Source organism: Streptococcus salivarius, from assembly GCF_009738225.1.
Lineage (GTDB): Bacteria > Bacillota > Bacilli > Lactobacillales > Streptococcaceae > Streptococcus.
The window spans coordinates 97,189-120,494 of record NZ_CP018187.1 but is presented as its reverse complement, the minus strand read 5'-3'; the positions used below and the strand labels follow the sequence as shown (position 1 = coordinate 120,494).

Here is a 23,306-nt window from a genome sequence, read left to right as displayed (position 1 = left end):
AAATCAATGCAGATTGATACAGATAGTATTGCTCAACAATGTATTAATGCAATTAATGATAAAATAAATAATCTAAAACAGCTTAACATAATAGTTATTGGTAAATCTGGGGTAGGAAAAAGTACACTCATTAACAGTTTGTTTAGAGGTGACTTTGCTGATACCGGTCTAGGTAGACCAGTAACACAAGAAATCAGAAAAATTGTTAAGAGTGACTATCCTCTCTCCATTTATGACACTCCCGGTTTCGAACTTTCTTCTGACCAACAAGACAACGTAAAAGATGAAGTAATAAAATTAATAAGCGAAGGTTACTCCTCTAATGACATCAACAAAACAATCCACTGTATTTGGTACTGCATTAATGTAGGAGCAAACCGTACCTTTGATAGTTCTGAGGTAGAGTGGCTAAAGGAGTTCTCTGAAAAAAATAAAAACTCCAAAGTCCCAATAATCGTGGTACTCACACAATCTGTTCCAAGAAAAAAAGCTTTGGAAATGAAAAATCATGTAGAACAAGAAAACCTTGATATTTGTAAGGTTGTACCAATTCTTGCTCAGGACATGGATTTTGATGAAGAATATGTTGCGAAATCCTTTGGGCTGGATACCTTAATAAATGTAATGTCTGAAGTATTACCTTCCGAGCTTCAAGATACACTACAAAATATTCAAAAAGTATCTCTAGAAGCAAAAAAAAAACATGCTAGGGCTGCTATTGCAACAGCGGTAACAGCAAGTTTTGGAGAAGGTTTCGCTCCAATCCCCTTTGCTGATGCATTTTTACTAGTGCCAACTCAAGTTGCTATGATTAGTGCGATTACTGTAATATTTGGACTCGAAATAAATAAAGCTTTCCTAACAGCTTTCGTAACATCCACTTTAGGATCTGGTAGTGCTACATTAATCGGTAAAACTATTGTCTCTAATATATTGAAATTTTTCCCAGGTATTGGTACCGGTGTTGGTGGAGCTATTTCTGGTACAACCGCTGGTCTTATCACTACTGCTTTAGGTGAAGCATACTTACTTCTAATGGAACAAATTTATAAAGGGGAAATCAACAAAGATACTCTCAACTCTTCTGAGGGACAGAAAAAAATGAATAAACTTTTTAAAGAACAGCTATCAGTTCAAAAGAAAAAATAACGACCAAGGTAAAATGAAACCTTGGTTTTTTACTTTTAAAAGGAGAATAATATATGCTAGTACAATTACCAGAAGAACAAACTCAAGAAATTCAGCAAATGATTGCAACACTAATAAAGAACGAAATTCATCATTTTAAAGAAGATATTGGGGCTGACAGCCCTTTTCTAAACAAAAAACAGACTTGTAACTACCTTGGAATCTCTAATAATACACTTGATATTTGGATTGCAATGGGGCTACCCTATATCCGAATTGGAAAATCTATTCGTTTCAATAAGGAAAGTATCAATCAATGGATGACAAGGTTAGAAATAAGCGCATCGGGAGATTAAAATGGCTTTTAAGAAAACGAAAAATAGAACCTATCAATTAAAACTCTATGTTCCCACTGATATTCAAGGGAAACTGGGTCTGGGGCAATATTATGAAAAGCGTTTTAAAACAAAAAGGGAGGCTAGGGAAGCTGAACTTAAATTTGCAGTGAATATAGAAAAAGCAAGAAATAATCTTCCTGTTGATAAAAAGGAAGAAATCACTTTTGAGAACTTTTATAAACAAATTTGGTTAGAACCTTACAAGGCAGGTCAAACCACAACTACAATTAAACCACCTACAAAGGTAGCTGTTTTTCAAACAGAAAACCTCTTCAGACTACATATCTTACCTATTCTAGGTAAATATTCCATTGAATACCTAAATAATAATAAACAACTTATTCTTTCACTACTCACTCCCAAAGCAAATAGCTATGCTAATTTTAAAGTGATTAGAAGCTATGTTAACTCCGTATTTGATTGGGCTGAGGAACTAGATTATATTCCTTCAAATAAACTTCGAAAAACAATTAGTAGAATTAAAGCTAATAAAAAGATTCTCCTTAAAGAAAGCAAACGTGAGGAAGATCTTTCCCTAGATAAAGAGGAGTTAACATCTTGGCTACTAGCTTTTGATACAGATTTAGAAAATGGCCTAATAGACCTAAAAGATTACACGCTCTTTTATACGACATTCTTCTTATCTGACCGAAAATCAGAAAGTTATGCTTTGCAATGGAAACACATTAATTTTTCTACTGGAGAAATACTTATTGAGCAAGCACTAGACCGTTTTGGTAATGTCAAATCAACAAAAGGCAATAAAAAGACTATTTTTAAAGCTCCAGTTGAATTGATGGGCTTACTGGCAAAATGGAAAGTGAAGCAACAAGAAGAACTTAAACTATTTGGTCTTCGACAAAATCAAAAACAGTTTGTTTTCACCTATAATGATCGTTCAAACAATATTAACTTACCACTCCATATAGATTATCTGAATTATAGAATGAAATCAGTCAGACGCAGGCACTCTGAACTAGCACCAGCTTCCCCACACAAACTAAGACATACTGGTGCGACACTCGCAAAACAAGCTGGAGTTCCACTTGAAGTAATTTCTGAAGACTTAACTCATAGTGACAAAGAAATTACAAAGACTTATGTTAATACTAAAGATATAGTAAATCAAACTGTTGGTGAAATTGCATTTAGGAATCTTAAAAATTAGGTCAGGGAAATTTCAGGGAAACTATAGATTTTTTGATAAAAAAAGACATCCAAGAGATAACTCTTGAATGTCTTGAAACGTTGATATAATCGTATTGATTAACGTTTTGAGTGCAGTGGTTGCCATCCAATCAAATATCGCTTCGCTTATTTTCTTGGGGCAACTATGCATAGCATATCTCTATGCGACTAAAGTCGCTAGAGCTATCCTAATTGCGCACCGCCAATTCTCATACAAAAAACACCTTGCAAGTTGCAAAGTGTTTTCGTTTGTACTCTGCTGTCCAGTAACGAATTAACGTTTAGAGAACTGGCTAGCTTTACGAGCTTTCTTAAGACCTGGTTTGGAAAGTATGGATTTCAGTTGGACTAAAAACAGCGTAATATCAAGGATTTTCTGAACAATATCTACTTTTTAATTTCATAAAATCTGAATCAATATTTTTAAAATAGGGGAATAGTTTAGGTCTCTAAGCATTAAAATAATACACCTAACTTTGGTCACCGTTTTTTAGTTATTCACTCTTTTTTCGGATAGTGTTTTTAAAGTTATGATGTAAAATGCCGCAATTAAAACACTATACATCATAATCGGAGGATAGAGAATTAAGGATAGAATCAATCCCACTCCTTTAATTATTAGGTCAGGTATCAATAACTTCCTATATTGTGCGGTAGCTTCAAGTAATTCTTTCTGATCTATATTGGGTTTATCAATTACTTTATGTAAAAACCAGTTTGCTACCGTTGAAACAATAACGATCAGTCCATAAAAGAGCTGTGCCGTATGATTCATGAAATGACTACTAACTATTCCAGTAGCATAGGGCATAAATGAAACAAAAAATAAAAGATACAAATTCTTTCAAATTCCTCCCTTTTCAACTTGGCTAACTTGACCTGCATTACCTAGGTCGCTTTGCTTTAAATTATACTTTTTTCTTAAACATTTGATACGAGTAGGTATTTCTTGTGAGTAATTTTCATCAAAAAATTTCATATATAATCTCCCTATAATCATGGAAAAGTAGTAAAAATAGTTGTTATCCTAGTTGATTAAAAAAATCTCTGATTTCCTCATCTTTTATAAAATAATATATAATTTTCCCCTCTCTTCTAGTGTCCAAGATGTTTTGATTGGCTAGTTTACGAAGATGGTGGGAGGCAGATGCCATACTGAGATTTAATAAACAGGCTATATCGCAGACACAGAGTTCTTCGACGGCAAGGAGATAAAAGATGATATTTATCTGTTTATTATCGGTAAATTTTGATAAAATGCGAAGTGATTTTTGGACTTTTTCCTTTTCAAGGTAGTTCGTTGCGGTTGTAACATTTTGTTGATTTATAACATCCACTTGACAGATACTATCTTTTTTCATAATTTTTTCTCCTAGCCTAACACAGCCCATAGCATGTCAAAGCTGTTGTTTTCAATCAGGATATACATCCCCAATCCTAAATAGACAACGGCAATAAACCATCTGCTATATTTTTCCAAAGTTTCTCCAACAGAAGGGACTTGTGCTAATTTTTGGGCAGAAAAAACCAAGAGATAAATCATGACTAGAAAAGTAAGTAAAGTCACTATCAAATTCGCTAAATTTAAGGTGGTAAAATATGGGACAAAGACACCAATATTGTCAGCGCCACAACTTGCAAAAGTAATCATAGCGACTAGAAAAATCAGGTTTTTATTGTCTTTTCGCAAACCATCTTTTGCAATAGCTTCTCCATCAGAATCTCCTAAAAGCAAAACCTTGAGGCCTAGGAAAATTGGAATCAAACCGAGTAAACCTAAAATCTCTTTACTAGGAATATAATTTAAGACAAATGCAAAAAGCAAACTTAGGAATATTAGACTAACAGAGCCTAGAAATTGTCCTAAATAGATGTTAATGATGTCCTTTCTGCTTTTTCTTTTGGCAAAAAATAACATTAGGATAATAAGTAAGTCTACGGCTGTCCCAGAATACAGGATTATTGAAGTAACAACATTTTGAATCATAAAATACCTCATTCAAATATATTTTTGAATGTATTCTAACATTAAGCTTTGTAGATGTCAACTTAAAATCCACCAATTAATAATTGCATGTCAATATTTGTATTGTGAAACTAGTTTCAGAAATATATAGTCTTAAAGTATGTCCACTGCCAATGGTTTTTTCAATATTTAAGAGGAGATTTATAATGGTTCATTTCTATAAATTTATAAACGAGTTATATATTTTGTTTAACCAATTATTAACTATTTTTATCAATAATCACTTCATTAATTTGTACTTTTTAATTTTGATTTATTTTTCGTGCATATTTTATATGAATTTAATTCTAATACATTTTAAATAAAAAATACGCAATTTTAATTGGCACTGACCCCCGTAAATGAGAATTAAATAAAAACACCTCCAAGTTGGATTTGGTACAATATAATCAAATGCTCATGGAGGTGGCTTTTTATGGTTAAAAAACGTGTGGAGACGGTGGTATTATTGTCAAGAAAATAGAATAACAAGCTATAAAACTGTCGAAATAGGTGGCTTTTAGGATTTTAACAGAAATCAGTTCTATAATAAATTAAAAATCGTGTTGGTAGAAAAATCGTCTACTTCTACCAACACGATTTTACAAAGAGCCATTACTTACATCTCTTTTTCTCCTGTAAAACTATTGTATCTTGATACTTTAAGGAGTTTCCATCATTCAATCTGTTAACCGTTATTTTTTGGATCTAAACGTAATAACATAGCATTAATGGCGACGATGACTGTTGACACAGACATTAGGATTGCTCCTAATGCAGGGCTTAATGTGATACCAATAGGAGCCAAAATTCCTGCAGCTAGAGGGATAGCTATAAAGTTATAACCAGCTCCCCAAAATAGGTTTTGTTTCATTTTACGAGTTGTTTTGTGTGCTAAATCAATGAATGATCCAATATCTCCTGGATCGGATTGAGTCAATATGACATCAGCTGAATCCAACGCAACTTGAGTTCCAGCACCTATAGCTATACCAACATCTGCTAAGGCAAGAGAAGGAGCATCATTTACACCATCACCTACCATGATAACTTTCTTTCCTTCATCTTTAAGTGTTTTAACTAACTCATATTTGTCTTGTGGAGATTGATTTGATCTATATTCAATCCCTAAATCTACTGCCGCGCCTTGAGCCGCTTTTTCATTATCACCTGTTGCCATAATTGGTCGAATATTGTTCTTTTTAAGAGCTTTAATTAACTCTTTACTTGTTGGTTTTAATTCGTCCCCTAAAGCTACAGCACCAATGGCATCATCGTTTTCTACTAAGACACTAAGAGTTGCTCCCTTTGGAGTATCCATATCAAGATTACGTCCATAGGCTTTTTGACTGATTAATTGGTAACGGTGCCCACCTGCTTTACCCTCTACTCCAGAACCGGAAATCACATCAATCGAATCAAAAGATGCTGGACGTATATTTTGCTGCTCGGCGAAACTTACAATTGATTGAGCAATTGGGTGGCTAGATCCTCCTTCAATACCTGCCAATAAGGCAATGATTTCCTCTTTTGTATATTTGTCATTAAGAAGTTTTACATCTAATACTTTAAATTCACCAGTTGTTAAAGTACCCGTTTTATCTAAAATAATCACATCTGCATCTTGAGCTATTTCTAAGGCTTGGCGGTCTTTTACTAGTAAGCCACGGCTAGCTCCTAAGCTTGTGCTACGGGCGGTTACCAATGGAATAGCCAGACCCAATGCGTGCGGACAAGCAATAACTAATGTAGTAATAGTAAATATAACTGCCGTTGGGATATCTCCAATAATCATCCACACTACAAAAGCAATTAGCGCGACAATAACAGCAATATAGAAGAGCCACCCTGCAACCTTTTGAGCAATATTTTCTGCTCTGGAAGGCTGACTTTGAGCTTGGCTGATTAAATTCTGAACTTGAGAGATGAAGGATTGATCACCTGTCTCATTCACTTTAATATAAAGAACCCCTTCTCCATTTGTTGAGCCCCCGATTACTTCATCGCCAGGGCCTTTTTTAACTGCTTTTGATTCTCCAGTCAAAAGAGCTTCATTTAAACGTGATTCGCCACGCTCGATAATCCCGTCTGCTGGCACATTTTCTCCGGCTTGAACACGAATTAAATCACCTACCTGTAAGTCAGCAACTGGTCGTGTTTCAATTGAATCGTCTTCTAATACAACGTGAGCATCTTTCGGCACTAACTTAGCCAATGCTGCTTGTGCGTCTCCTGCTTCTCCAATAGCTTTCATCTCAATCCAGTGACCTAATAGCATGATTAATAGTAATGAAGCAAATTCAAAGAAAAAGTCCATCAAGTGTTCACCCGTTACGTAGGTAATGATCACAGCATAAATACTGTATAAATATGAAACACTTATACCTAAAGAAACGAGTGCCATCATTCCAGGTTTTTTTTGTTTAAATTCGTCAACTGCACCTTGATAGAATGGACGTCCCCCATAAATAATTAATATAGTAGATAAAATAGCTACTACAATATCAGAATATGGAAAAGTAAACTGGAATGGTAGTTTAAATCCATGCAAAGGGGAAAAGAACATAATAATGATTCCTAGTGGCAATGACTTTAAGAAAAGTTCCTTAAAGCTTCCGTGATGATGGTGGGCATGCCCACTGTGCCCGCTGTGATTATGCCCGCTGTGATCATGCCCACTGTGTCCGCTGTGATTATGCCCGCTGTGATCATGTCCACTGTGCCCGCAGTGATCATGCCCAGCTTGATGTACTTGATGTTGATCCTTATGGTATCCATGTTCATCGGTGATTCCATGCTCGTGTTTTAACTTATCCATGTCGTCATAATCATGGTGATTATGGGACGAATATTTGTTGTCATTATTCATCTTAAATTCCTCCTTATGCTTAATGATGATGTAAATGACATTCGCATTGTCCTTCTGGACAATTGCAATCCACTTCTTCTACTGCGAAAGATTTTTTCATCTCTAATATTTTTTCTAGTCGATCTATATCATCGAAGCTTAAAACATGATCTTCAATGATGCTTCCTATTACATTTCCGACTTTCTTATTGCAAATACGGTTAAAAATATCTTCTGCATAATCCCTTACGGCTTCTGTCTCTTCAATATTGGCAGTGTAAATAAACTTTCTACCTTCATGCACTGTATTTAGTACGCCTTTTCCAACTAATCGACCTAAGATCGTTTTGATAGTGGATTGTGTCCAGTCCATTTTTTCTTGCAATACGGAAATGACTTTTTTACTAGTTACTCGATCATTTGCCCAAACTACACGCATGACTTCCCATTCTGCATCTGTGATATAAGTATTAAATTCTATTGTGCTCATTCTCCTTCCCTCCTAGTTGTCTACAGATGTAAACGAATATGTTTAAAATAAGTTTACCATTGTAAACGAATTATGTCAAGTCTTTTTATTAAATTCTCACTTTTTGGGGTCAGTCCCTTAAAACATGCTATTTTTATCATTGATAAATATTAATAGCTAACTTTCCGAAAAACAACTATTTTTTATACAAAAAAGACATCCAAGAGAAAATTCTTGAATGTCTGTAAACGTTGATAGTATCGTATTGATTAACGTTTTGAGTGCAGTGGTTGCCATCCAATCAAATGTCGCTTCGCTTATTTTCTTGGGGCAACTATGCATAGCATATCTCTATGCGACTAAAGTCGCTAGAACTATCCTAATTGCGCACCGCCAATTCTCATACAAAAAAACACCTTGCAAGTTGCAAAGTGTTTTCGTTTGGACTCTGCTGTCCAGTAACGAATTAACGTTTTGAGAATTTCTCTATTGAAAACTACAAACTCTCAATACTTACAAATCCCTTTATATCAATATTTAAAATAATGAAACTTCCATGAAAATAGACTGAAATCCATACATTTAGATAAAATTGACACCAATTAACACCATAAAATAGACTAGTCAACCATCTCTTAATTCGAGGTGGTTTTATTTTATATAGGAAAATACTATGCTTTATCTTTAATATATATCCCTAAATCTCTAGTTTAAATTTGATTCAGTTACTTGAGTTTTCCTAACAATTAATTATGACTATATCAACTTCTATAAAAGTAGTCATACTCTTTGTATTGAACTAGCGTTTGACCTAATACTAGCCTTGGTCTCATATAATTTGAAACATCTGGAAATTTGGGAAGTTTGTCGCCAGCTTTCAGTAAACCCATGGCATAACCACCACCAAAAAATGGTTTAACATACAGAAAAGGAAAATCTACATTATCATTCTTACTAGGTATGAACAATTTATGTTTTTTATTGGTTATGGTCGCTCCCTTAATTATTAATTTTTCATTTTTCCCATTTTTCCATGTTCCTTCTAAACTTGAAAAATCATTTTTCAATATCTCGTCTATATCTAAATCTCTCTCTTGTGAAAAGTAAAAGTAGTATACTCCATTAGCAGCCAATTCTTTTTTTTGTAAGAGTTTGTCTAATTTCGCTCTCTCAAAATGAATAATATGAAGACGTATAGCCTTGTCGGTATTTTCCTTAATATCACCAATAACAAAAAAGTAATGTTCAGTAGAATCATTAATATACTTTTCATAAGCTATACTGTTCCAGCCACTCCAAAAAGTTTTTTTACGTAATTCTTCTTGTGTATCTAATTCTGTATAGTCCCTACTAAATGAGAATTTATATGTTCCCTGTTTTAATTCATATGTTTCCTGTTTTATAGAAGAGGCTTTAAATTCCTCATATTTTTCACGAATTGTGTTTTTTATTACTCCTCTATCTTCTTTATTCTTAAAATTAAAGGTATCGTCTGTTTCATATAGAAAATAATCACAATCCTCCTGATTAAGTGAAATATCTTCCCGTCCATCCAGTAAATAAAATTCTTCTTTATATTTCATCATCACTCATTCCCTCTTCTCCATTACGACATAGTTGTTCAAATTTTTCCCTATTGTCATCATCTAACTTTGAAACATTACATTCTTTGAAAGTATTATCATCTTTCAACATTGATACTAGTGAGTTTGATATTGTACACTTAAAAAATTCTTTATGATTAAAGAAGACTTCTTTACCTCTGCCATCAGATGATAATTGTTCTATGATTAGTTTTTCTTTTTCAAAAATATCAGCAAAGTCAATATAATACAACTTTTCAAATTGATCATCCAAAAGTAAAAATGCTATATCTCTATAGATATCTTTGCTTTCTTTTGACTCAATACCGTACAATAATTTATTTTTTATTAGCTTAGTAAAAATTTCTCCAAATCTACTAGTTATATCTCCTTTTTCAGGGAATATACGTTTTTTTAACCCTTCTTCAAATAATTGATATGTAACCCCATACAACCTCTCAATATCTAACTTAAATGTAATAGTATTTAACTGACGATATATAGATGAGACTTCGCTAAGTTTCATTAAAAAATTATCTAAACTATTTAGCATTCGCAATATACTAAGAGAATCCAACTTATTAAGTTTTTCCGGTCCTATGATATCTTCAATCTCACTAATCAATTCACTTTTTTCATCGTTAATATTTTCTCTAATTTCCTGTGCCGTTTTTAAATTATTTATCTTTTCTAGTTCTGTTTTTGTTCTAGATTCCATAATCCACGTACTAACAGTTGGTATTGCAACCATCAAGCTAGCAGTCACCTCCGGTTTGTTCATAACGGCAAATAACTGTATAGAAGTACATTTATTCATAAAGACAATAAAATCTATTATTAAAATAGATATTATAATCGAAATAAATAGTACTCTTTGAAATCTATCTTTGTTAAATAAAAGAATCAATGACAATAGAATAACTAAAAAAATTATTAAAAATGATTGAAAATAGACTTCACTACCATTAATAGATTGCATAAAAGATTGCATAAAATTATTGTACACTCCTTAAACAGTAAAACGCTTTGACATATTTTTTGTAGCCCATATTAAAACGAAAATCATATCTAGATAGAATTTATCTAGTGATAATTGTAGCAACTCAATACTTACAAACTCCATAGAACCTTAACCAATTTTCAACCTGCCGTTAGATTTTTACTCTGTTTCGCTACCATCGGTTAAAACTTCTAATACATTCATTAAGTTAGCTCGTTTAATAGCCCAATGAGTGTTCTCCAGCTCAAATGGAGCAATCATAAGTTCATCTTTATGTAAGTTCACCCAATCTACAGGTACGCTTTTCGTCGTTTTAAAATGAAATACTGGGTCCCCATACTTAGGTATGTTTATTTCTCTCAACCGACCCAAGTATCCAAATGGAATCTCCTTGTTATTCTTATATTCGGGAAGAAACAAAGCTGGAAGACTAACTATTTCCTCAACATCATCAAATGAAAACTTAGAGAACTTGGTTCTAATATGCTCTGGTGTCCCATTAAGCATCCTATCTCTTCGTATTGTAAAACAAGTTCCCTCATATTCCTCATCGTATTTTACAAATAGATTGTAAAAACCATCTGAAGACAATACTGCCCGTGATGGATTATTGTTAATTATATTATTGGCGGTCTTAATATTATAGATATCATTAGCATACTGATTTACAACTGCAGAATTTTTTAGCTCTTGTTGTCTCATGGACTCGTCAGTTTCCACATTTAGATTAATTCTATCCTCTGTCTCGATTGGTACTTCTTCGGTATGTTCCTGCTCCTCTATACTATCAGTTCTTTCCTCAGTATTTGCTATATTGGTTGCATATCTAGTTATTTCTAATTTGGGTAGATGTTTTCCAAGTTCTGAATTAATGAATTTCCATTGCGTTTTTATCCCACTTTGTGAATACCATGACTTAAATGTAGATTTACCGAGTTCATTATCTATTTTATTAACAAATATATATCTCATGACATCTAATAAGAACGACTCTATTTCTATTGTTGTAACATTGGATAACTCTGACTTAGATACAACACTATTAATAGAAACCCTAAAGTATTCCGATGCATCAATTGTTTTATCGTTACTAATAGTTTCTATAATTGCAGAGACGAACCACTCCAATCTTGATTCTGCAAACTTATCACTGATAAATGTCGACATACGATTAAGTGTGTCTTTTTTATTTTGTTTTACTGAATCTGCAAAAGAGGCGATAGATTTTTGGTTATCAAATGGCAGATATGTAGTCGAAGATAATTCACATTTCTTATATTGAGACACGTCCTTTTTTAATGACGTTCCTTGAGGTCTCAGCTGAGGTCCTCCATTAAAAATTTCAAGCAATGACAGCATAATGTTAACTTCAGTCAAACCGTCATTTTTATCTAATTCCCTACTACGTACCCTAGTCCTAGACTTTCTCGCTTCAAGAATGAGTCCGAATAGTATACCACCAGTTAAACATGGAATGTTATTAGACATTTTTTCTCCTCGTATTAAAATTAGTAACCTTATCTACCTTATATACTTTATCTACTATTGTAAATAACACTATCTACTTCATACTAAATAGTAAAGATAAGACATGACATATTTACTAAATAAGTATACCAAAATTGCGTGTCTTTTTCTTCACTCCCAACAAGAAAAGTCCTAATTAATGCATCAAATGGACGGATTGAAACGAATATGAAAACTTAGACGATAATGGTCGAGTTCTGCATATATCTGTTTATCCGTTTATTTGCTGTGCCTTTTTGCACTTTATCGGTATTCAGTATAGCTCATAAAAGTTTCTTTCCTTCCTAAAAAAGGACTAAGAAAGGAACTCCCATGTTTAAACTAACTTTTAGCCACCGCCTCACTTCAAAAGATAAAAAAGATATTGAAGTCTGGGATAAGATTCTACGTACTGATGATAAATCATTTGACAATGCAAATCGTCGTAATCGATATCACCACCTTGAAAGCCTTGATGAAAACATTTCGGTTGATGGTCGTACAACAGAAAAATACGAAGTTATCAAAAGTGATTTGCTAAATACTGAAGAAGCTTTTTTTCAAAATGAAATGTTAGGACTCATAGCTAATTTTATTGAAACTTTAAATCCAAGTGACAAAATCATCATGCGAGGCAAACTAGCTGATAAGCCTATGTCGTCAACTAAATTAGCCAAGCTTACTGGTCTTAGCGATAAAACCGTAACAGCTCACTTTAAAAAACATCAAGAAACATTGCAAAAACTTTTAAAAGATTATGTTTAAAACCTAAAACTGATAATCAGATAGATTATCAGTTTTTTTGTGAAATGTTCCGAATTTAGACAACCGAATCTCCTTAAAGATAGGGAGAAAAATAAAAAAATATTTTTAAAAAAATTCCGAAATTCATCTCCTGAATCTCCTATAAGATAGAAAGGAAAAATCAACAAGTCCAGCTCATGACCTCAAACCGAGCATGTCTCCTATATTTTTTATCACAAAATAGAATACACGAGGTATTTAAACTATGAAAATGAAACCACAGTACCGCAAAGGTGGTTACTCAAAACAAACAGCAGAACAATACGTTAACTTTCAAGCTCCTATCTACCTGCTTAGTGACGAGCTTGAACCGCAACAAAAATTTGAAGATGGTAAACCAACTGGTGAAGTTATCGCTTACAAAACATGGTTTGGTCAAAAAGGACTCCCACCATTTCAAGTGAAATTTCTTGAAATGCCTACACTTCCTGACTACCTTTCTCTCGTTAGTTTTGATAACTTACAAGCATGTGAAGTCAACTATAATGTTTACTTCAAAGCCGATGCATTGAAAGAGGTGCAATAATGGTTCAATCTCTTACAAAAAGAGAGTTGGAACAATACCTGTTACAGAGCCTAAATATGGCTTTGGGCTCTTTGCTACAGGGTGAAACGTCTTATACTAACTCTTTTGACATAATCGTTCGTGAAGATGGATTTATCTTTATTCCTCGTCTTCCTTCCGGATTTATCATTGATGATGACTTGTATCAAAAAATTTTCTTGATCGCTAACGCTTCGCTTTATCCACGGTTCACATTGTTGAAACAAAATTCAGCTTACTTCATCGCATTAAAAACTGATGACATACACGTACAACGTGGGTTATTCTTCCCTTGGAAAAAGGGAATCTCTCAACGTCTAGTGATTTCAGACCTTGACCAGTTCGCATTATCTTTAAAAGGTAACAATATACCTATTATGAAAAATCTGGTGATTAACTATGAGAAAGTCACTTCTATCGCAATAGCAGGAAATTCAGGAAGCGGAAAAAGCTATACTCTAACTTACTTACTTAGTGTTCTGAAAAATATTTCTGACCTGATTATCGTTGACCCCAAATTTGATACCCCATCTCGTTGGGCAAAACAACAACAAATAGCAGTTATTCATCCTAAAGAAAATCGTTCTAAGTCAGATTTTGTATCAGAAATAAACGAAAGCTTGAGTCAGTGTTTGTCTATTATTCATAAGCGACAAGGGATACTTTTTGAAAATCCACGTCATGAGTTTAAACATTTGACTATCGTCATAGATGAAGTCCTTGCTCTATCCGAGGCCGTTAATAAAAACATCAAGGACTCATTCTTTTCCTTACTGTCACAAATTGCACTTCTAGGGCGTGCTACAAAAGTTCATTTGCTTCTAGTCAGTCAACGCTTCGACCACAATACGATTCCCGTTTCTGTTCGAGAACAACTCAATGTACTCATTCAAGTCGGTAACATCAATAAGAAAACTACGCAATTTTTGTTTCCAGACCTTGACCCAGAAGGCATTGTCATTCCTGTTGGTAAAGGGACTGGGATTGTCCAGATTATTGATAATGAACACCCTTATCAAGTCCTGCCTTTACTCTGCCCAACTTATTATACAACGAAAGGAATCTTATAAGCTATGAAAAAAACATACTTTCAAAACATTTTTAATACCTGTCTTATTCTTTTTGCTACAGTGTTATTTTGTGGTGTCTGTTCGTTCGTACTAAGTTTTGGTATGTATTCCTTACAAAACATTGCTTATCTATCTTTCTTATATCGACTTGTAAGTATACTCAATACTTTTTGCTCAGTAACACTCCTTATAGCTACAGCTTCCCTAACTGTATTATTTGCACATGAATTTCAATTTCGGCGAGAAAATGACAACCTAACAAACATTTGGAAATCTATCAAGCAGACCCTAAGCATTCGTAGGTTTTTAAAACAAAGTGAACTCTCAGAAACAATGATTACAGTAAAAGAAGAAAAAGTAACACGCTATAACCCTATCAATAAACAGTTTAATCAAACAGTTCATGAAGCTGTTGTAGATATTCAAATAGATAAAGCTGTAGTACTAATTAAGATTCCCAAAACCCAACAAGCTGCAAAACTTCTTAAGGAAATGGAAACTCTTATTAGTGAAGAAATTAGTAGCTGTAATCCTGACTATTACTTTTCACAGCCACAACGTAAGGGTAAATGGTTATGCTTTATCGGCACTAAGCGAAAATAGAAAAACGGTGCTGTGGCTCACGCAGTGATAGCCAAACAGCACCGTTCTATATCACCTAATTCCCTAGGGATTTTATGGGGGTTACTACGACCCCCCATAAAATCAATAATCATTAATCACACCTTTTAAATTAATCCAAATATATTCAAAAGAGGTACTTCTATATGGCAAAAGAACAACGTTCCAATAAGTGGGCTTTCCTATTCTATAAAGAAAGTGCTCCAGATAACTATTTAGAGGTTCTGGAAGAGATTCACGTTCCCTTTGTACTTTCTCCATGGCATGATAAAGATATAAATAAAGAAACAGGAGAATTTAAAAAAGCCCACAAACATGGTGCATTCTATTTTGATTCTCTTAAAAGTTACTCTCAAGTATCAGAACTTATCAAAGATAAGTTAAACGGTCCTGCCCATGTCGAACCTGTAATATCTCCAAAGGGAATGTATGACTACTTTACCCATGCCGAGAATCCTGATAAAACTCCCTATGACATTAAAAATATCGAAAGCGGTTGTGGATTTAACCTTGACCAATTTTTGTTACAACAAAACTCTGATGACTTCGTGACAGAAGTTATTGATACGATTGAGCAAAACGATTTTACCGAATTTGAAGAACTAGTCTGGTATGCGCGAGATAACAACACTACTTTACTAGGATTAATTATTGAACGTACTTACTTTTTCGCTCGTTATCTGGATTCACGTAGACACAATCCAAAACGGATAGAAAAAGGGGACGAAAACGATGAGTAATTACCCATTATTACTAACAAGGCAACAAGCTTCTGATCTTCTAGGTATCGACCCAAAATCATTTGATAAATATATTCGTAAACACCCCGATTTTCAATGTTTTATGCTTGGAAAACAAGAACGATATTTAAAATCTAAGCTCCTTAATTTTATTGAAAATCACTGTGTAAACTGAATTAACGATTGATAAAATAGAACTTTTCGTTTATCCTATGAAGGACTAGTCTATTTTATCAATCATTTTTTATAAAAGAAAGGATGATAAAATGGCAACTATTACTAAACGTGGCAACTCTTACCGTGCAACTGTTTCACTTTACAAAAAAGGAAAATACAAGCGAGAAACTAAAACTTTCAGTATCAAAAAAGACGCTGAACTTTGGACTTTAGAAATGGAGCTTGAAAAAGGACGTGGTAAAAATATTGCTGAACGTTCTACACTATTTACAGATTTTTACCGTAACTGGGTAGAAACTGTGAAGAAAAATGATGTCCGTGAAGCAACCTTCATCAACTATAAGCGTACTCTTGTAGTTGTCGACAGTCTTTTTGATGGAATTCAGCTCAAACATCTTGATGATATTATCATGCAAAAAAAGATTGATAAATATGCTGAGTCTCACTCAAAGAAAACTGTAAAAGAGCTAGTTTTGAAGATACGTGGTTCATTAAAATATGCTTATGCTCGTGGTTTAATTACAAATGACTTTGGTCATCTCTTAAAATCAAAAGGGAAAGAACTTCCTAAACGCAATATCCCACTATCAGTAACAGAATTTAAACTATTAAGGCGGTATTGCTTAAATCATGCAGAAGATGATGAATTTAATGTATTAGTAGCTCTAGCCCTTGAAACTGGTGCCAGACGTGGCGAATTACTTGGTCTCAAAAAAGAAGATATTTTTGAGTACGGTATTAAAGTTAGGCGTTCAATTAGCCCAACTAACGATGATACACAACTAAAAACCAAACATTCTAAGCGTGATATTTCTATCAATAAAGATATCTATCAAATCCTAGTAAATCTAGCTAACACTAAAACAGATTATGTTTTTGATTGGAACGGATTTAGACAAGCTGGTCAACTTCAACGCTTACTGAAACAACTTGACCTAACTAAAACAACATTTCACGGTTTACGTGATACCCATGCTTCTTTTCTATTTTCAAAAGATATTAGTCTGGATTATATTTCAAGACGTTTGGGACACAATTCAATTTTGACAACTCAGCAATATTATCTTGAATTAATGCCAGAAAAAAAGCACCAGCAAGATGCCGATGCTTTAAGTCTCTTAAACGACTTATCACTATAATTAACACCAACTGACACCAAAAAGTGTCTGTAAACGTTGGTATAATAAGGTTTTGATTAACGTTTTGAGAATTGTGAAGCTTTACGAGCTTTCTTAAGACCTGGTTTCTTACGTTCAACCATACGTGCATCACGAGTAAGAAGTCCAGCGCGTTTCAATGAATCGCGGAAGTCTGGGTCTACTTGAAGAAGTGCACGAGCGATACCGTGACGGATCGCACCTGATTGACCAGCGTATCCACCACCTACAACGTTAACGTGTACGTCGTATGAACCTTCAGTTGAAGTAACTGCGAAAGGTTGGTTGATAACGAGACGAAGGTCTGCGTGTGGGATGTATTCTTCTACATCTTTTTTGTTAACTGTGATTTTACCAGTACCTGGAACCAAACGTACGCGTGCAACGGCGTTTTTACGGCGTCCTGTACCTGCATATTGTGCTTGTGCCATTATATTAGTGCTCCTTTCCTCTTAGAATTAGATAAGTCCTGAGATATCAAGTACTTCTGGTTGTTGTGCAGCGTGAGTGTGCTCACCGCCAACGAAGACTTTCAATTTCATACCTTGTGCGCGTCCAAGAGTGTTGTGTGGAAGCATACCTTTAACTGATTTTTCAATCAAACGAACAGCATTTTTAGAACGAAGTTCACCTGCTGAGATTTGTTTCAATCCACCTGGGTACATTGAGTGAGTGTAGTAGATCTTATCAGTTGCTTTTTTACCAGTCAATTTAACTTTTTCAGCATTGATAACGATTACGAAGTCACCTGTATCAGTGTGTGGTGTGAAAGTTGGTTTGTTTTTTCCGCGAAGTACGCTAGCAACTACTGCAGAAAGACGTCCAAGTGGCACATCAGTTGCGTCAACGACATACCATTTACGTTCAACTTGGCCTGGTTTAGCCATAAATGTTGTTTTGTTCATGATTTCTCCTATATATAGTTCGATTTTTGTTTACGAGTGATGGGTGTTCCTTCCCATCGAAAAGTATTTGGAAGGTTCCGGGGCCTTTCAAATGGGGTAAACAATACCGTTTAACATAATATCAAAAAAACACGTCCAAGGCAAGTCATTTGGAGGTGTTTTTCTTTTATTTTTTGTATTTTTTTAGTCTCTAATTTTATAAGGTATAAGACTAGAAATCATAACTAATTAACCTCTAAGGGGGTACAAATTAATCCTCAGATTCCCAAAAAAGCTGGTCTAAAGTTTTGTCCAGAGTTTTGCAGATAGCAATACACAGGTTTATAGTCGGGTTGTAGTCTCCCTTTTCAATAGCTGAGATAGTCTGACGAGAGACTCCTATAGCATCTGCCAACCCCTGTTGAGTGAGATCCTTTGCTACACGAGCTGACTTTAATTTTAAATTTTTCATTCAAAATCCTATTCTTCATCTTCTAGTTCTTCCAAACGGTTTTTCTTAATTCTTTTAATAATAACCCAGCAGTCACAAATAAGGGTCAAACCCAATGTCAAAAATGCTACACTACTCATAAGATTCTTCCCTATCTTAAACGACTGAAATAGACTTAAGAGGCCCATTAGCAATATAAAAATTCCCAAAAAACACATTACCCAGGAAATTATAAGCATCTTCTTCTCAAGTTTTTTGTCTAGCAACCATGGATGCCCATTACGTGATACGCTGTGAACTAATACTAGGCACATAGAACCAAAGAAAGTGATGATTAATAGTGACTGCACTAATTCGACGGAGTGTGTCTTACTAGCAACCATAATCGTTACAAACATACCAAGCATGGCTATCCAATAACCTCTAGCAGAAGATTCTCCGCTGATCAACTGAGCACGTTCATCCATCGTGCTAGCTACTTTTTTCTTTGACTTCTTCATTTTGTTTCCTCCATTTTCTAGATTCATTATAGCATTATTTTACGTTATGTCAAATATATCATTCATTTTGTATATATTATCTTTTTATATTCTATTAATCTATCATTTCAGAAAACAAAAATCAGATAGGAAATCCTATCTGACACTTTTTTCTATCTAGCTTCTTTACCAATCGTGAAGACGGCCAAGGTATCTGGTCCGACGTGGGTAGAAATAACTGGCCCAAGTGGCATAATGAGAATTTGCTCAATGCCGTCAACTGCTAACAATTGTTCTTTTAGATTCTCCGCCGCTTCAATATCATTGGCATAAGCAACAATTGCTGTGCTATGTCCGATATCCTGGGTAGCTTGTAGGACCATTTCTTTAATAGCTTTTTTACGTCCACGGATCTTGGCCAGAGGAACCAACTTGCCTGAAGCATCTAACCAAAGGAGAGGTTTAATATTAATCAAACTACCAATAATAGCTGAGCTCTTTGAGAGACGTCCCCCACGCATGAGATGGTAGAGATCATCAACTAAGAAATAGGTCCGTAAACGTGGCAGAATGTCCTCAATCATAGCTTTCGTTTCAGATAAGCTCTTACCTTGGTCACGAGCTTCTGCCGCCAAGATAGAGAGATAACCTTCCCCACCTGCTGCCGCCAGGGTATCTACAATCTCAATGATAGCTTCTGGGTATTCATCCAAAATCATGTCACGCGCCATAACAGCACTTTGATAAGTACCTGAAAGCACTGATGAGAAGGCAATATAGAGAAGAGCATCACCATTTTTAGCATGACGACGAAAAAATTCTTCAAATTGACCAACATTCACCTGGCTTGTGGTGGGCTGACTACCTTCTTGCATACGTTCTAAGAGACGGTCACTCGTTAAACGGTTAGGACCAACGGTCTCATAGGCAATATCATCAAGCGTAATGGTCAAACCAACGAGCTCTACCTTATTCTCCTGAGCCCATTTTTCATCTAGATCTGCTGTGGAATCTGTCAAAATATTAAATGTCATATGTCCCTCTATTCTATTTCATTTAAAAGGTCCTGTAATTTCCCTAATTGTGCATCGTCCCATGGACGTAGTTTTGGTGTCTTTAAGTCAATATGTGCCGACATCTTGTCTAAGTCAGACTTAACAGTATTGACACGCTCTTCCAACTCACGCGCCGAAACACGTAAAGCTCCTTGTGAAAAGATAGCCCACTGTTCATTTAAGTCACTAGTTGCTACTTCAACTAAATTTTGAACAGTATTCATCTCAGCCGCTGCGCGCTCAATATAGCTATCTGCTGTCTCATCTTCCTCAGTAAAAATAACACTGATACGATACTGATCATAACGCTGACGGCTCCCTGGAACAAACTGGGCATCAAACACACAGATAATATCAATATGTTCAAAGTTAGCATAATGATTGAGCTTACGAAGCAATGTTTCACGAGCTTCATCAAGCTGATTGGTCTTAAAGAGTTGACGGGTTTCTTGCCAAAAGGCAATCATATTATAACCATCAACTAGAAGTATTCTTTTTTTCATAGTTACAATCGGTTTCGATAAACTTCATACATGAGAACTGCTGCAGCCACACTGGCATTAAGGCTCTGCACATGACCACTCATGGGTATAGTAATCATCTCATCCACTTGTTTCTTGATGTTAGCAGAGATTCCCTTACCTTCATTACCAATGATAAGAGCAACCTTTCCAGCTGTATTCCATTTATGAGATGGGGTCCCATCCATATCCGTTCCAAACACCCAGAAGCCTGCTTCTTTAAGCTTATCAAGAGTTTGGCTAAGATTAGTCACTCGGGCAACGGGAATATGCTCCACGGCCCCTGTTGATGTCTTGGCAACGACAGGTGTTACCCCCACAGCACGATGCTTAGGAATAATAACTCCTGTCACCTGAGTAGCATCAGCTGTACGTAGGATAGAACCAAAGTTATGAGGGTCGTTAAGTCCATCTAAAATGAGGACTAGAGGATTCTCCTCTTGTTCAGCCTTATCCATAATAACTGAGAGCTCAGAATAAGCGAACTCTGACACACGAAGAACAAAACCTTGATGCACAGCCCCACCTGTCATATCAGACAAGGTTTTCTTAGGTGTCCAAGAGATGGAAACCTTCTTTTCAGCTGCCAAGGCCTTAATGGCATCAACATTTTTCCCTCGAAGATCATCTTGAATATAGAGTTTATTACCAGTATTTGCTTCTAGACTCTCTGTTACGGCGTGCACACCGTAAACAATGTCTAGACTTGATTCTTTAGTTGTTTTCATAAGCTAATTCTATCATAAAAAAAGCCCTCTTACGAGGGCAAAGCATGTTAAATAAATGTAATTGCTGCTAAGTAAAGCACTAGAAGAACGAGAACAACAGTTGCAGCAGCCAAAGCTTGCTTACCAATTGTATCTGGATCTGAGATTGATTCTGCAATCTTTCTCGCAGCTTGAGTAATGGTTTTACCTGCCGCTTGGAAGATATCAATTGAACCTGTGCTTGTTGAATTATTTCCAGAAATCGCTGAAGACCAACCACTCAAAACCTCAGCAATTTGTTCTGCTAATTGCTGTGTTAACGCTCTAGTTGTCTCAGCCAACTCATTAACAGCCGTAGCTTGTATATGATTGGCGGTCTCAGTATAGTTATTTGCACTGGTATTATAAGTAACCGGTACAGTCATTGTTGTCGTTGATGAATACTGATTCCTACGGTAACTATCAGGTGTCACTGGACGCTCGCCTTCATTGAAGACGCTAAAAGTCTGTGTCAGGTAATGAATATTGTTATTCGTATCAATCAACTCAAAGGTCATTTTATGAATACCAGTCGTTTGTTCTGCCAAATGGTAGGCACTCAAACCAGCATTGACCTCATCCAGAGTTCCTTCAACAAAGTAGCTATGATGAATTTGTTTGCCATCAAGGACTAGATTAAGGCCCTTAATCTTCTTACCTTCCATCTTGTTAACATCAAAATTGACGTTAAAGATTTCACCACGTGCTAAATAAAGAATGTCTGTATTCCCTGTAACAGCAGATTGATCTTCAAGAAGCGCTCCAGTACTATCTCGTTTTGGAACAACGGTGTATACTTCAGAAGTGATTGGAGTCGCTAAGATTTCTGAGATAAGTCCATCCGTAAAGGTTACCTCTGACGAATAGGTCAAACTCTCACTTTGCAACATAGAAACCACTTCAGAAGTTTCAAAGACCTCAGAAGTTGATGATGAATCTTTCCAACCAATCGTGAGGACAGTTAAGCTATCTTCTGAATTATTATTTAACTGACTCGTTTCTGGAGCCGTAGATGCAAGAGAGCTAGCAGTGCTTGCAGACTCAGAAGCGACTTCAGAAGTTGCAATAGCTTGGCTAGTAGGAGTTGCACTTACAGATGTCTTATGAGAATCCAATGAAGAATACTCTGATTTTTCAATAACATCATGTGTATTTCCAGCAAGTTCTGATGTATATAGTGTACTTTCACTCTTGTACATTGAAGTCACAGCTTGTGACTCTGCAGTCGCTGTAGCCTCACGAGACTTATCATAAGTAAGCACAATATTTGGTTTAGCTTGTTCAGAATCAGATGTTGGGTTTGCATCTCCTCGTTCAGACGCCGCTACTGATCGATCCTCACCAAAAGCTTGGGCACGAGCCTCTTCTGAATGAGGTGTCGTCGTAGAAACGCTAGTCTCCACGATATCAACTTGAGAATGTACCTCAAGAAGCCCCTCATCTGTCTCACTTGAAGAGACAACCATCAGTGACGTTGAGGTCACTACTGAACTTACTTGACTCGCTGGCTCTGCCTTAGCTCCTACCGATGAAAGATCAGCTTGAGGAGCAACTGGAGTCGGTGCCTCACTATTAACATAATCTATTTTAGCTTCATCAGATTTTACCTGAACTTCATCTGCTTTACCTGTTTGAAGCGTAAAGCTAGATAAAATCAAAGCAGCAAAAGTTGTATAGAAAACTTTTTTCTTAGCTATTTCCATTCACCTCCTCATTTTTAGATGGTCTCATTTATTAATATTATAGACTTTTTTTTTACTTTCTGTCAAATTAGTTTTATTAAAAAACGCTATAACATCGGGGTTTTACACGTGTCAGACACCCCTTAACTTTCTCATTTTCAAGGTGCTAAATATTAGTTTCATCTTATTTTTTATTGTCAAATCGCTGAATTACTTTGATTCTCAAATAATCTAAATTTTGATGTTTCAA

General features: G+C 35.3%; 27 protein-coding genes. 10 read left to right on the top strand and 17 right to left on the bottom strand.

The genetic code is table 11. The features are described 5' to 3' along the window. The first annotated feature begins 6 nt into the window (after nt 1-6). Genes BSR19_RS00700 through BSR19_RS00690 form a run of 3 tightly spaced genes read left to right on the top strand, consistent with a single transcriptional unit; the run spans nt 7 to nt 2,694 of the window. On the top strand, nt 7-1,149 hold the full coding sequence (locus tag BSR19_RS00700; RefSeq protein WP_002889646.1) for a YcjF family protein: 1,143 nt from the start codon (nt 7-9) through the stop codon (nt 1,147-1,149). A 53-nt stretch (nt 1,150-1,202) separates the two neighbouring features. Further along, a complete protein-coding gene (locus BSR19_RS00695) occupies nt 1,203-1,484 on the top strand; it encodes a helix-turn-helix domain-containing protein (RefSeq protein WP_156246311.1) in 282 nt (93 codons plus the stop codon). A 1-nt stretch (nt 1,485) separates the two neighbouring features. Next, on the top strand, nt 1,486-2,694 hold the full coding sequence (locus tag BSR19_RS00690; RefSeq protein ID WP_156246310.1) for a tyrosine-type recombinase/integrase: 1,209 nt from the start codon (nt 1,486-1,488) through the stop codon (nt 2,692-2,694). Between the two features lie 510 nt (nt 2,695-3,204). Here the strand turns inward: BSR19_RS00690 and BSR19_RS00680 are convergent. The 9 genes from BSR19_RS00680 to BSR19_RS11550 all read right to left on the bottom strand — a co-directional run bounded on the left by BSR19_RS00680 (nt 3,205) and on the right by BSR19_RS11550 (nt 12,107). Then, nucleotides 3,205-3,489: a hypothetical protein gene (locus BSR19_RS00680; protein ID WP_014334291.1), complete on the bottom strand. Its 285-nt coding sequence runs from the start codon at nt 3,487-3,489 to the stop codon at nt 3,205-3,207. A gap of 69 nt (nt 3,490-3,558) precedes the next feature. Next, a complete protein-coding gene (locus BSR19_RS11790) occupies nt 3,559-3,693 on the bottom strand; it encodes a hypothetical protein (RefSeq protein WP_002889641.1) in 135 nt (44 codons plus the stop codon). Between the two features lie 43 nt (nt 3,694-3,736). Beyond that, on the bottom strand, nt 3,737-4,075 hold the full coding sequence (gene cadX, locus BSR19_RS00670) for a Cd(II)/Zn(II)-sensing metalloregulatory transcriptional regulator CadX (protein WP_000711078.1): 339 nt from the start codon (nt 4,073-4,075) through the stop codon (nt 3,737-3,739). An 11-nt stretch (nt 4,076-4,086) separates the two neighbouring features. After that, entirely contained in the window at nt 4,087-4,701 is a 615-nt protein-coding gene (locus BSR19_RS00665) for a CadD family cadmium resistance transporter (RefSeq protein ID WP_000615736.1), read from the bottom strand. Between the two features lie 706 nt (nt 4,702-5,407). Then, on the bottom strand, nt 5,408-7,588 hold the full coding sequence (locus BSR19_RS00660; protein ID WP_156246309.1) for a heavy metal translocating P-type ATPase: 2,181 nt from the start codon (nt 7,586-7,588) through the stop codon (nt 5,408-5,410). A gap of 19 nt (nt 7,589-7,607) precedes the next feature. Next, nucleotides 7,608-8,057: a CopY/TcrY family copper transport repressor gene (locus BSR19_RS00655; protein WP_038675145.1), complete on the bottom strand. Its 450-nt coding sequence runs from the start codon at nt 8,055-8,057 to the stop codon at nt 7,608-7,610. Nucleotides 8,058-8,797: 740 nt separating this feature from the next. Continuing rightward, entirely contained in the window at nt 8,798-9,619 is an 822-nt protein-coding gene (locus BSR19_RS00650) for a DUF6287 domain-containing protein (RefSeq protein WP_197092247.1), read from the bottom strand. After that, nucleotides 9,609-10,610, bottom strand: a complete 1,002-nt coding sequence (locus BSR19_RS00645) for a hypothetical protein (RefSeq protein ID WP_156246307.1) — start codon at nt 10,608-10,610, stop codon at nt 9,609-9,611. The genes BSR19_RS00650 and BSR19_RS00645 overlap by 11 nt, the downstream gene beginning before the upstream one ends. Before the next feature lie 168 nt (nt 10,611-10,778). Next, entirely contained in the window at nt 10,779-12,107 is a 1,329-nt protein-coding gene (locus BSR19_RS11550; RefSeq protein ID WP_156246306.1) for a hypothetical protein, read from the bottom strand. Nucleotides 12,108-12,458: 351 nt separating this feature from the next. Between BSR19_RS11550 and BSR19_RS00635 the strand changes: the two genes are divergently transcribed. The 7 genes from BSR19_RS00635 (at nt 12,459) to BSR19_RS00605 (ending at nt 17,220) form a co-directional block, all read left to right on the top strand. Next, on the top strand, nt 12,459-12,890 hold the full coding sequence (locus BSR19_RS00635; protein WP_156246305.1) for a sigma-70 RNA polymerase sigma factor region 4 domain-containing protein: 432 nt from the start codon (nt 12,459-12,461) through the stop codon (nt 12,888-12,890). Between the two features lie 250 nt (nt 12,891-13,140). After that, entirely contained in the window at nt 13,141-13,455 is a 315-nt protein-coding gene (locus BSR19_RS00630) for a hypothetical protein (protein ID WP_197092256.1), read from the top strand. Beyond that, entirely contained in the window at nt 13,455-14,543 is a 1,089-nt protein-coding gene (locus BSR19_RS00625) for a cell division protein FtsK (protein ID WP_156246303.1), read from the top strand. Before BSR19_RS00630 ends, BSR19_RS00625 begins: the two co-directional genes overlap by 1 nt. 3 nt (nt 14,544-14,546) lie before the next feature. After that, nucleotides 14,547-15,146, top strand: coding sequence for a hypothetical protein (locus BSR19_RS00620; RefSeq protein WP_156246302.1), 600 nt, complete (start codon nt 14,547-14,549; stop codon nt 15,144-15,146). A 164-nt stretch (nt 15,147-15,310) separates the two neighbouring features. After that, complete coding sequence (locus tag BSR19_RS00615; protein ID WP_156246301.1) at nt 15,311-15,904, top strand: replication protein; 594 nt, start codon at nt 15,311-15,313, stop codon at nt 15,902-15,904. Continuing rightward, a complete protein-coding gene (locus BSR19_RS11545; RefSeq protein ID WP_156246300.1) occupies nt 15,897-16,079 on the top strand; it encodes a MerR family transcriptional regulator in 183 nt (60 codons plus the stop codon). The genes BSR19_RS00615 and BSR19_RS11545 overlap by 8 nt, the downstream gene beginning before the upstream one ends. A 91-nt stretch (nt 16,080-16,170) precedes the next feature. Further along, nucleotides 16,171-17,220 (top strand): tyrosine-type recombinase/integrase, encoded by a 1,050-nt coding sequence (locus BSR19_RS00605; RefSeq protein WP_156246299.1) that lies wholly within the window; start codon nt 16,171-16,173, stop codon nt 17,218-17,220. Nucleotides 17,221-17,276: 56 nt separating this feature from the next. Here the strand turns inward: BSR19_RS00605 and rpsI are convergent, their stop codons facing one another. From rpsI to BSR19_RS00565, 8 genes are all read right to left on the bottom strand, one after another. Next, nucleotides 17,277-17,669 carry a 30S ribosomal protein S9 gene (rpsI, locus tag BSR19_RS00600; RefSeq protein ID WP_002888293.1) on the bottom strand — a complete coding sequence of 131 codons (393 nt, stop codon included), beginning with the start codon at nt 17,667-17,669 and terminating at the stop codon, nt 17,277-17,279. Nucleotides 17,670-17,696: 27 nt separating this feature from the next. Next, complete coding sequence (gene rplM / locus BSR19_RS00595; protein WP_002886374.1) at nt 17,697-18,143, bottom strand: 50S ribosomal protein L13; 447 nt, start codon at nt 18,141-18,143, stop codon at nt 17,697-17,699. A 250-nt stretch (nt 18,144-18,393) separates the two neighbouring features. Next, a complete protein-coding gene (locus BSR19_RS00590; RefSeq protein ID WP_008536245.1) occupies nt 18,394-18,594 on the bottom strand; it encodes a helix-turn-helix transcriptional regulator in 201 nt (66 codons plus the stop codon). A gap of 8 nt (nt 18,595-18,602) precedes the next feature. Continuing rightward, on the bottom strand, nt 18,603-19,100 hold the full coding sequence (locus BSR19_RS00585; RefSeq protein ID WP_231605970.1) for a hypothetical protein: 498 nt from the start codon (nt 19,098-19,100) through the stop codon (nt 18,603-18,605). Nucleotides 19,101-19,225: 125 nt separating this feature from the next. After that, complete coding sequence (locus BSR19_RS00580) at nt 19,226-20,086, bottom strand: DegV family protein (RefSeq protein ID WP_156246298.1); 861 nt, start codon at nt 20,084-20,086, stop codon at nt 19,226-19,228. A gap of 8 nt (nt 20,087-20,094) precedes the next feature. After that, entirely contained in the window at nt 20,095-20,610 is a 516-nt protein-coding gene (locus BSR19_RS00575) for an NYN domain-containing protein (RefSeq protein WP_002889631.1), read from the bottom strand. A 2-nt stretch (nt 20,611-20,612) separates the two neighbouring features. Then, nucleotides 20,613-21,356, bottom strand: coding sequence for a 23S rRNA (guanosine(2251)-2'-O)-methyltransferase RlmB (rlmB, locus tag BSR19_RS00570; protein ID WP_156246297.1), 744 nt, complete (start codon nt 21,354-21,356; stop codon nt 20,613-20,615). A gap of 47 nt (nt 21,357-21,403) precedes the next feature. Beyond that, entirely contained in the window at nt 21,404-23,077 is a 1,674-nt protein-coding gene (locus tag BSR19_RS00565; RefSeq protein ID WP_156246296.1) for a hypothetical protein, read from the bottom strand. Between the last annotated feature and the right edge of the window lie 229 nt (nt 23,078-23,306).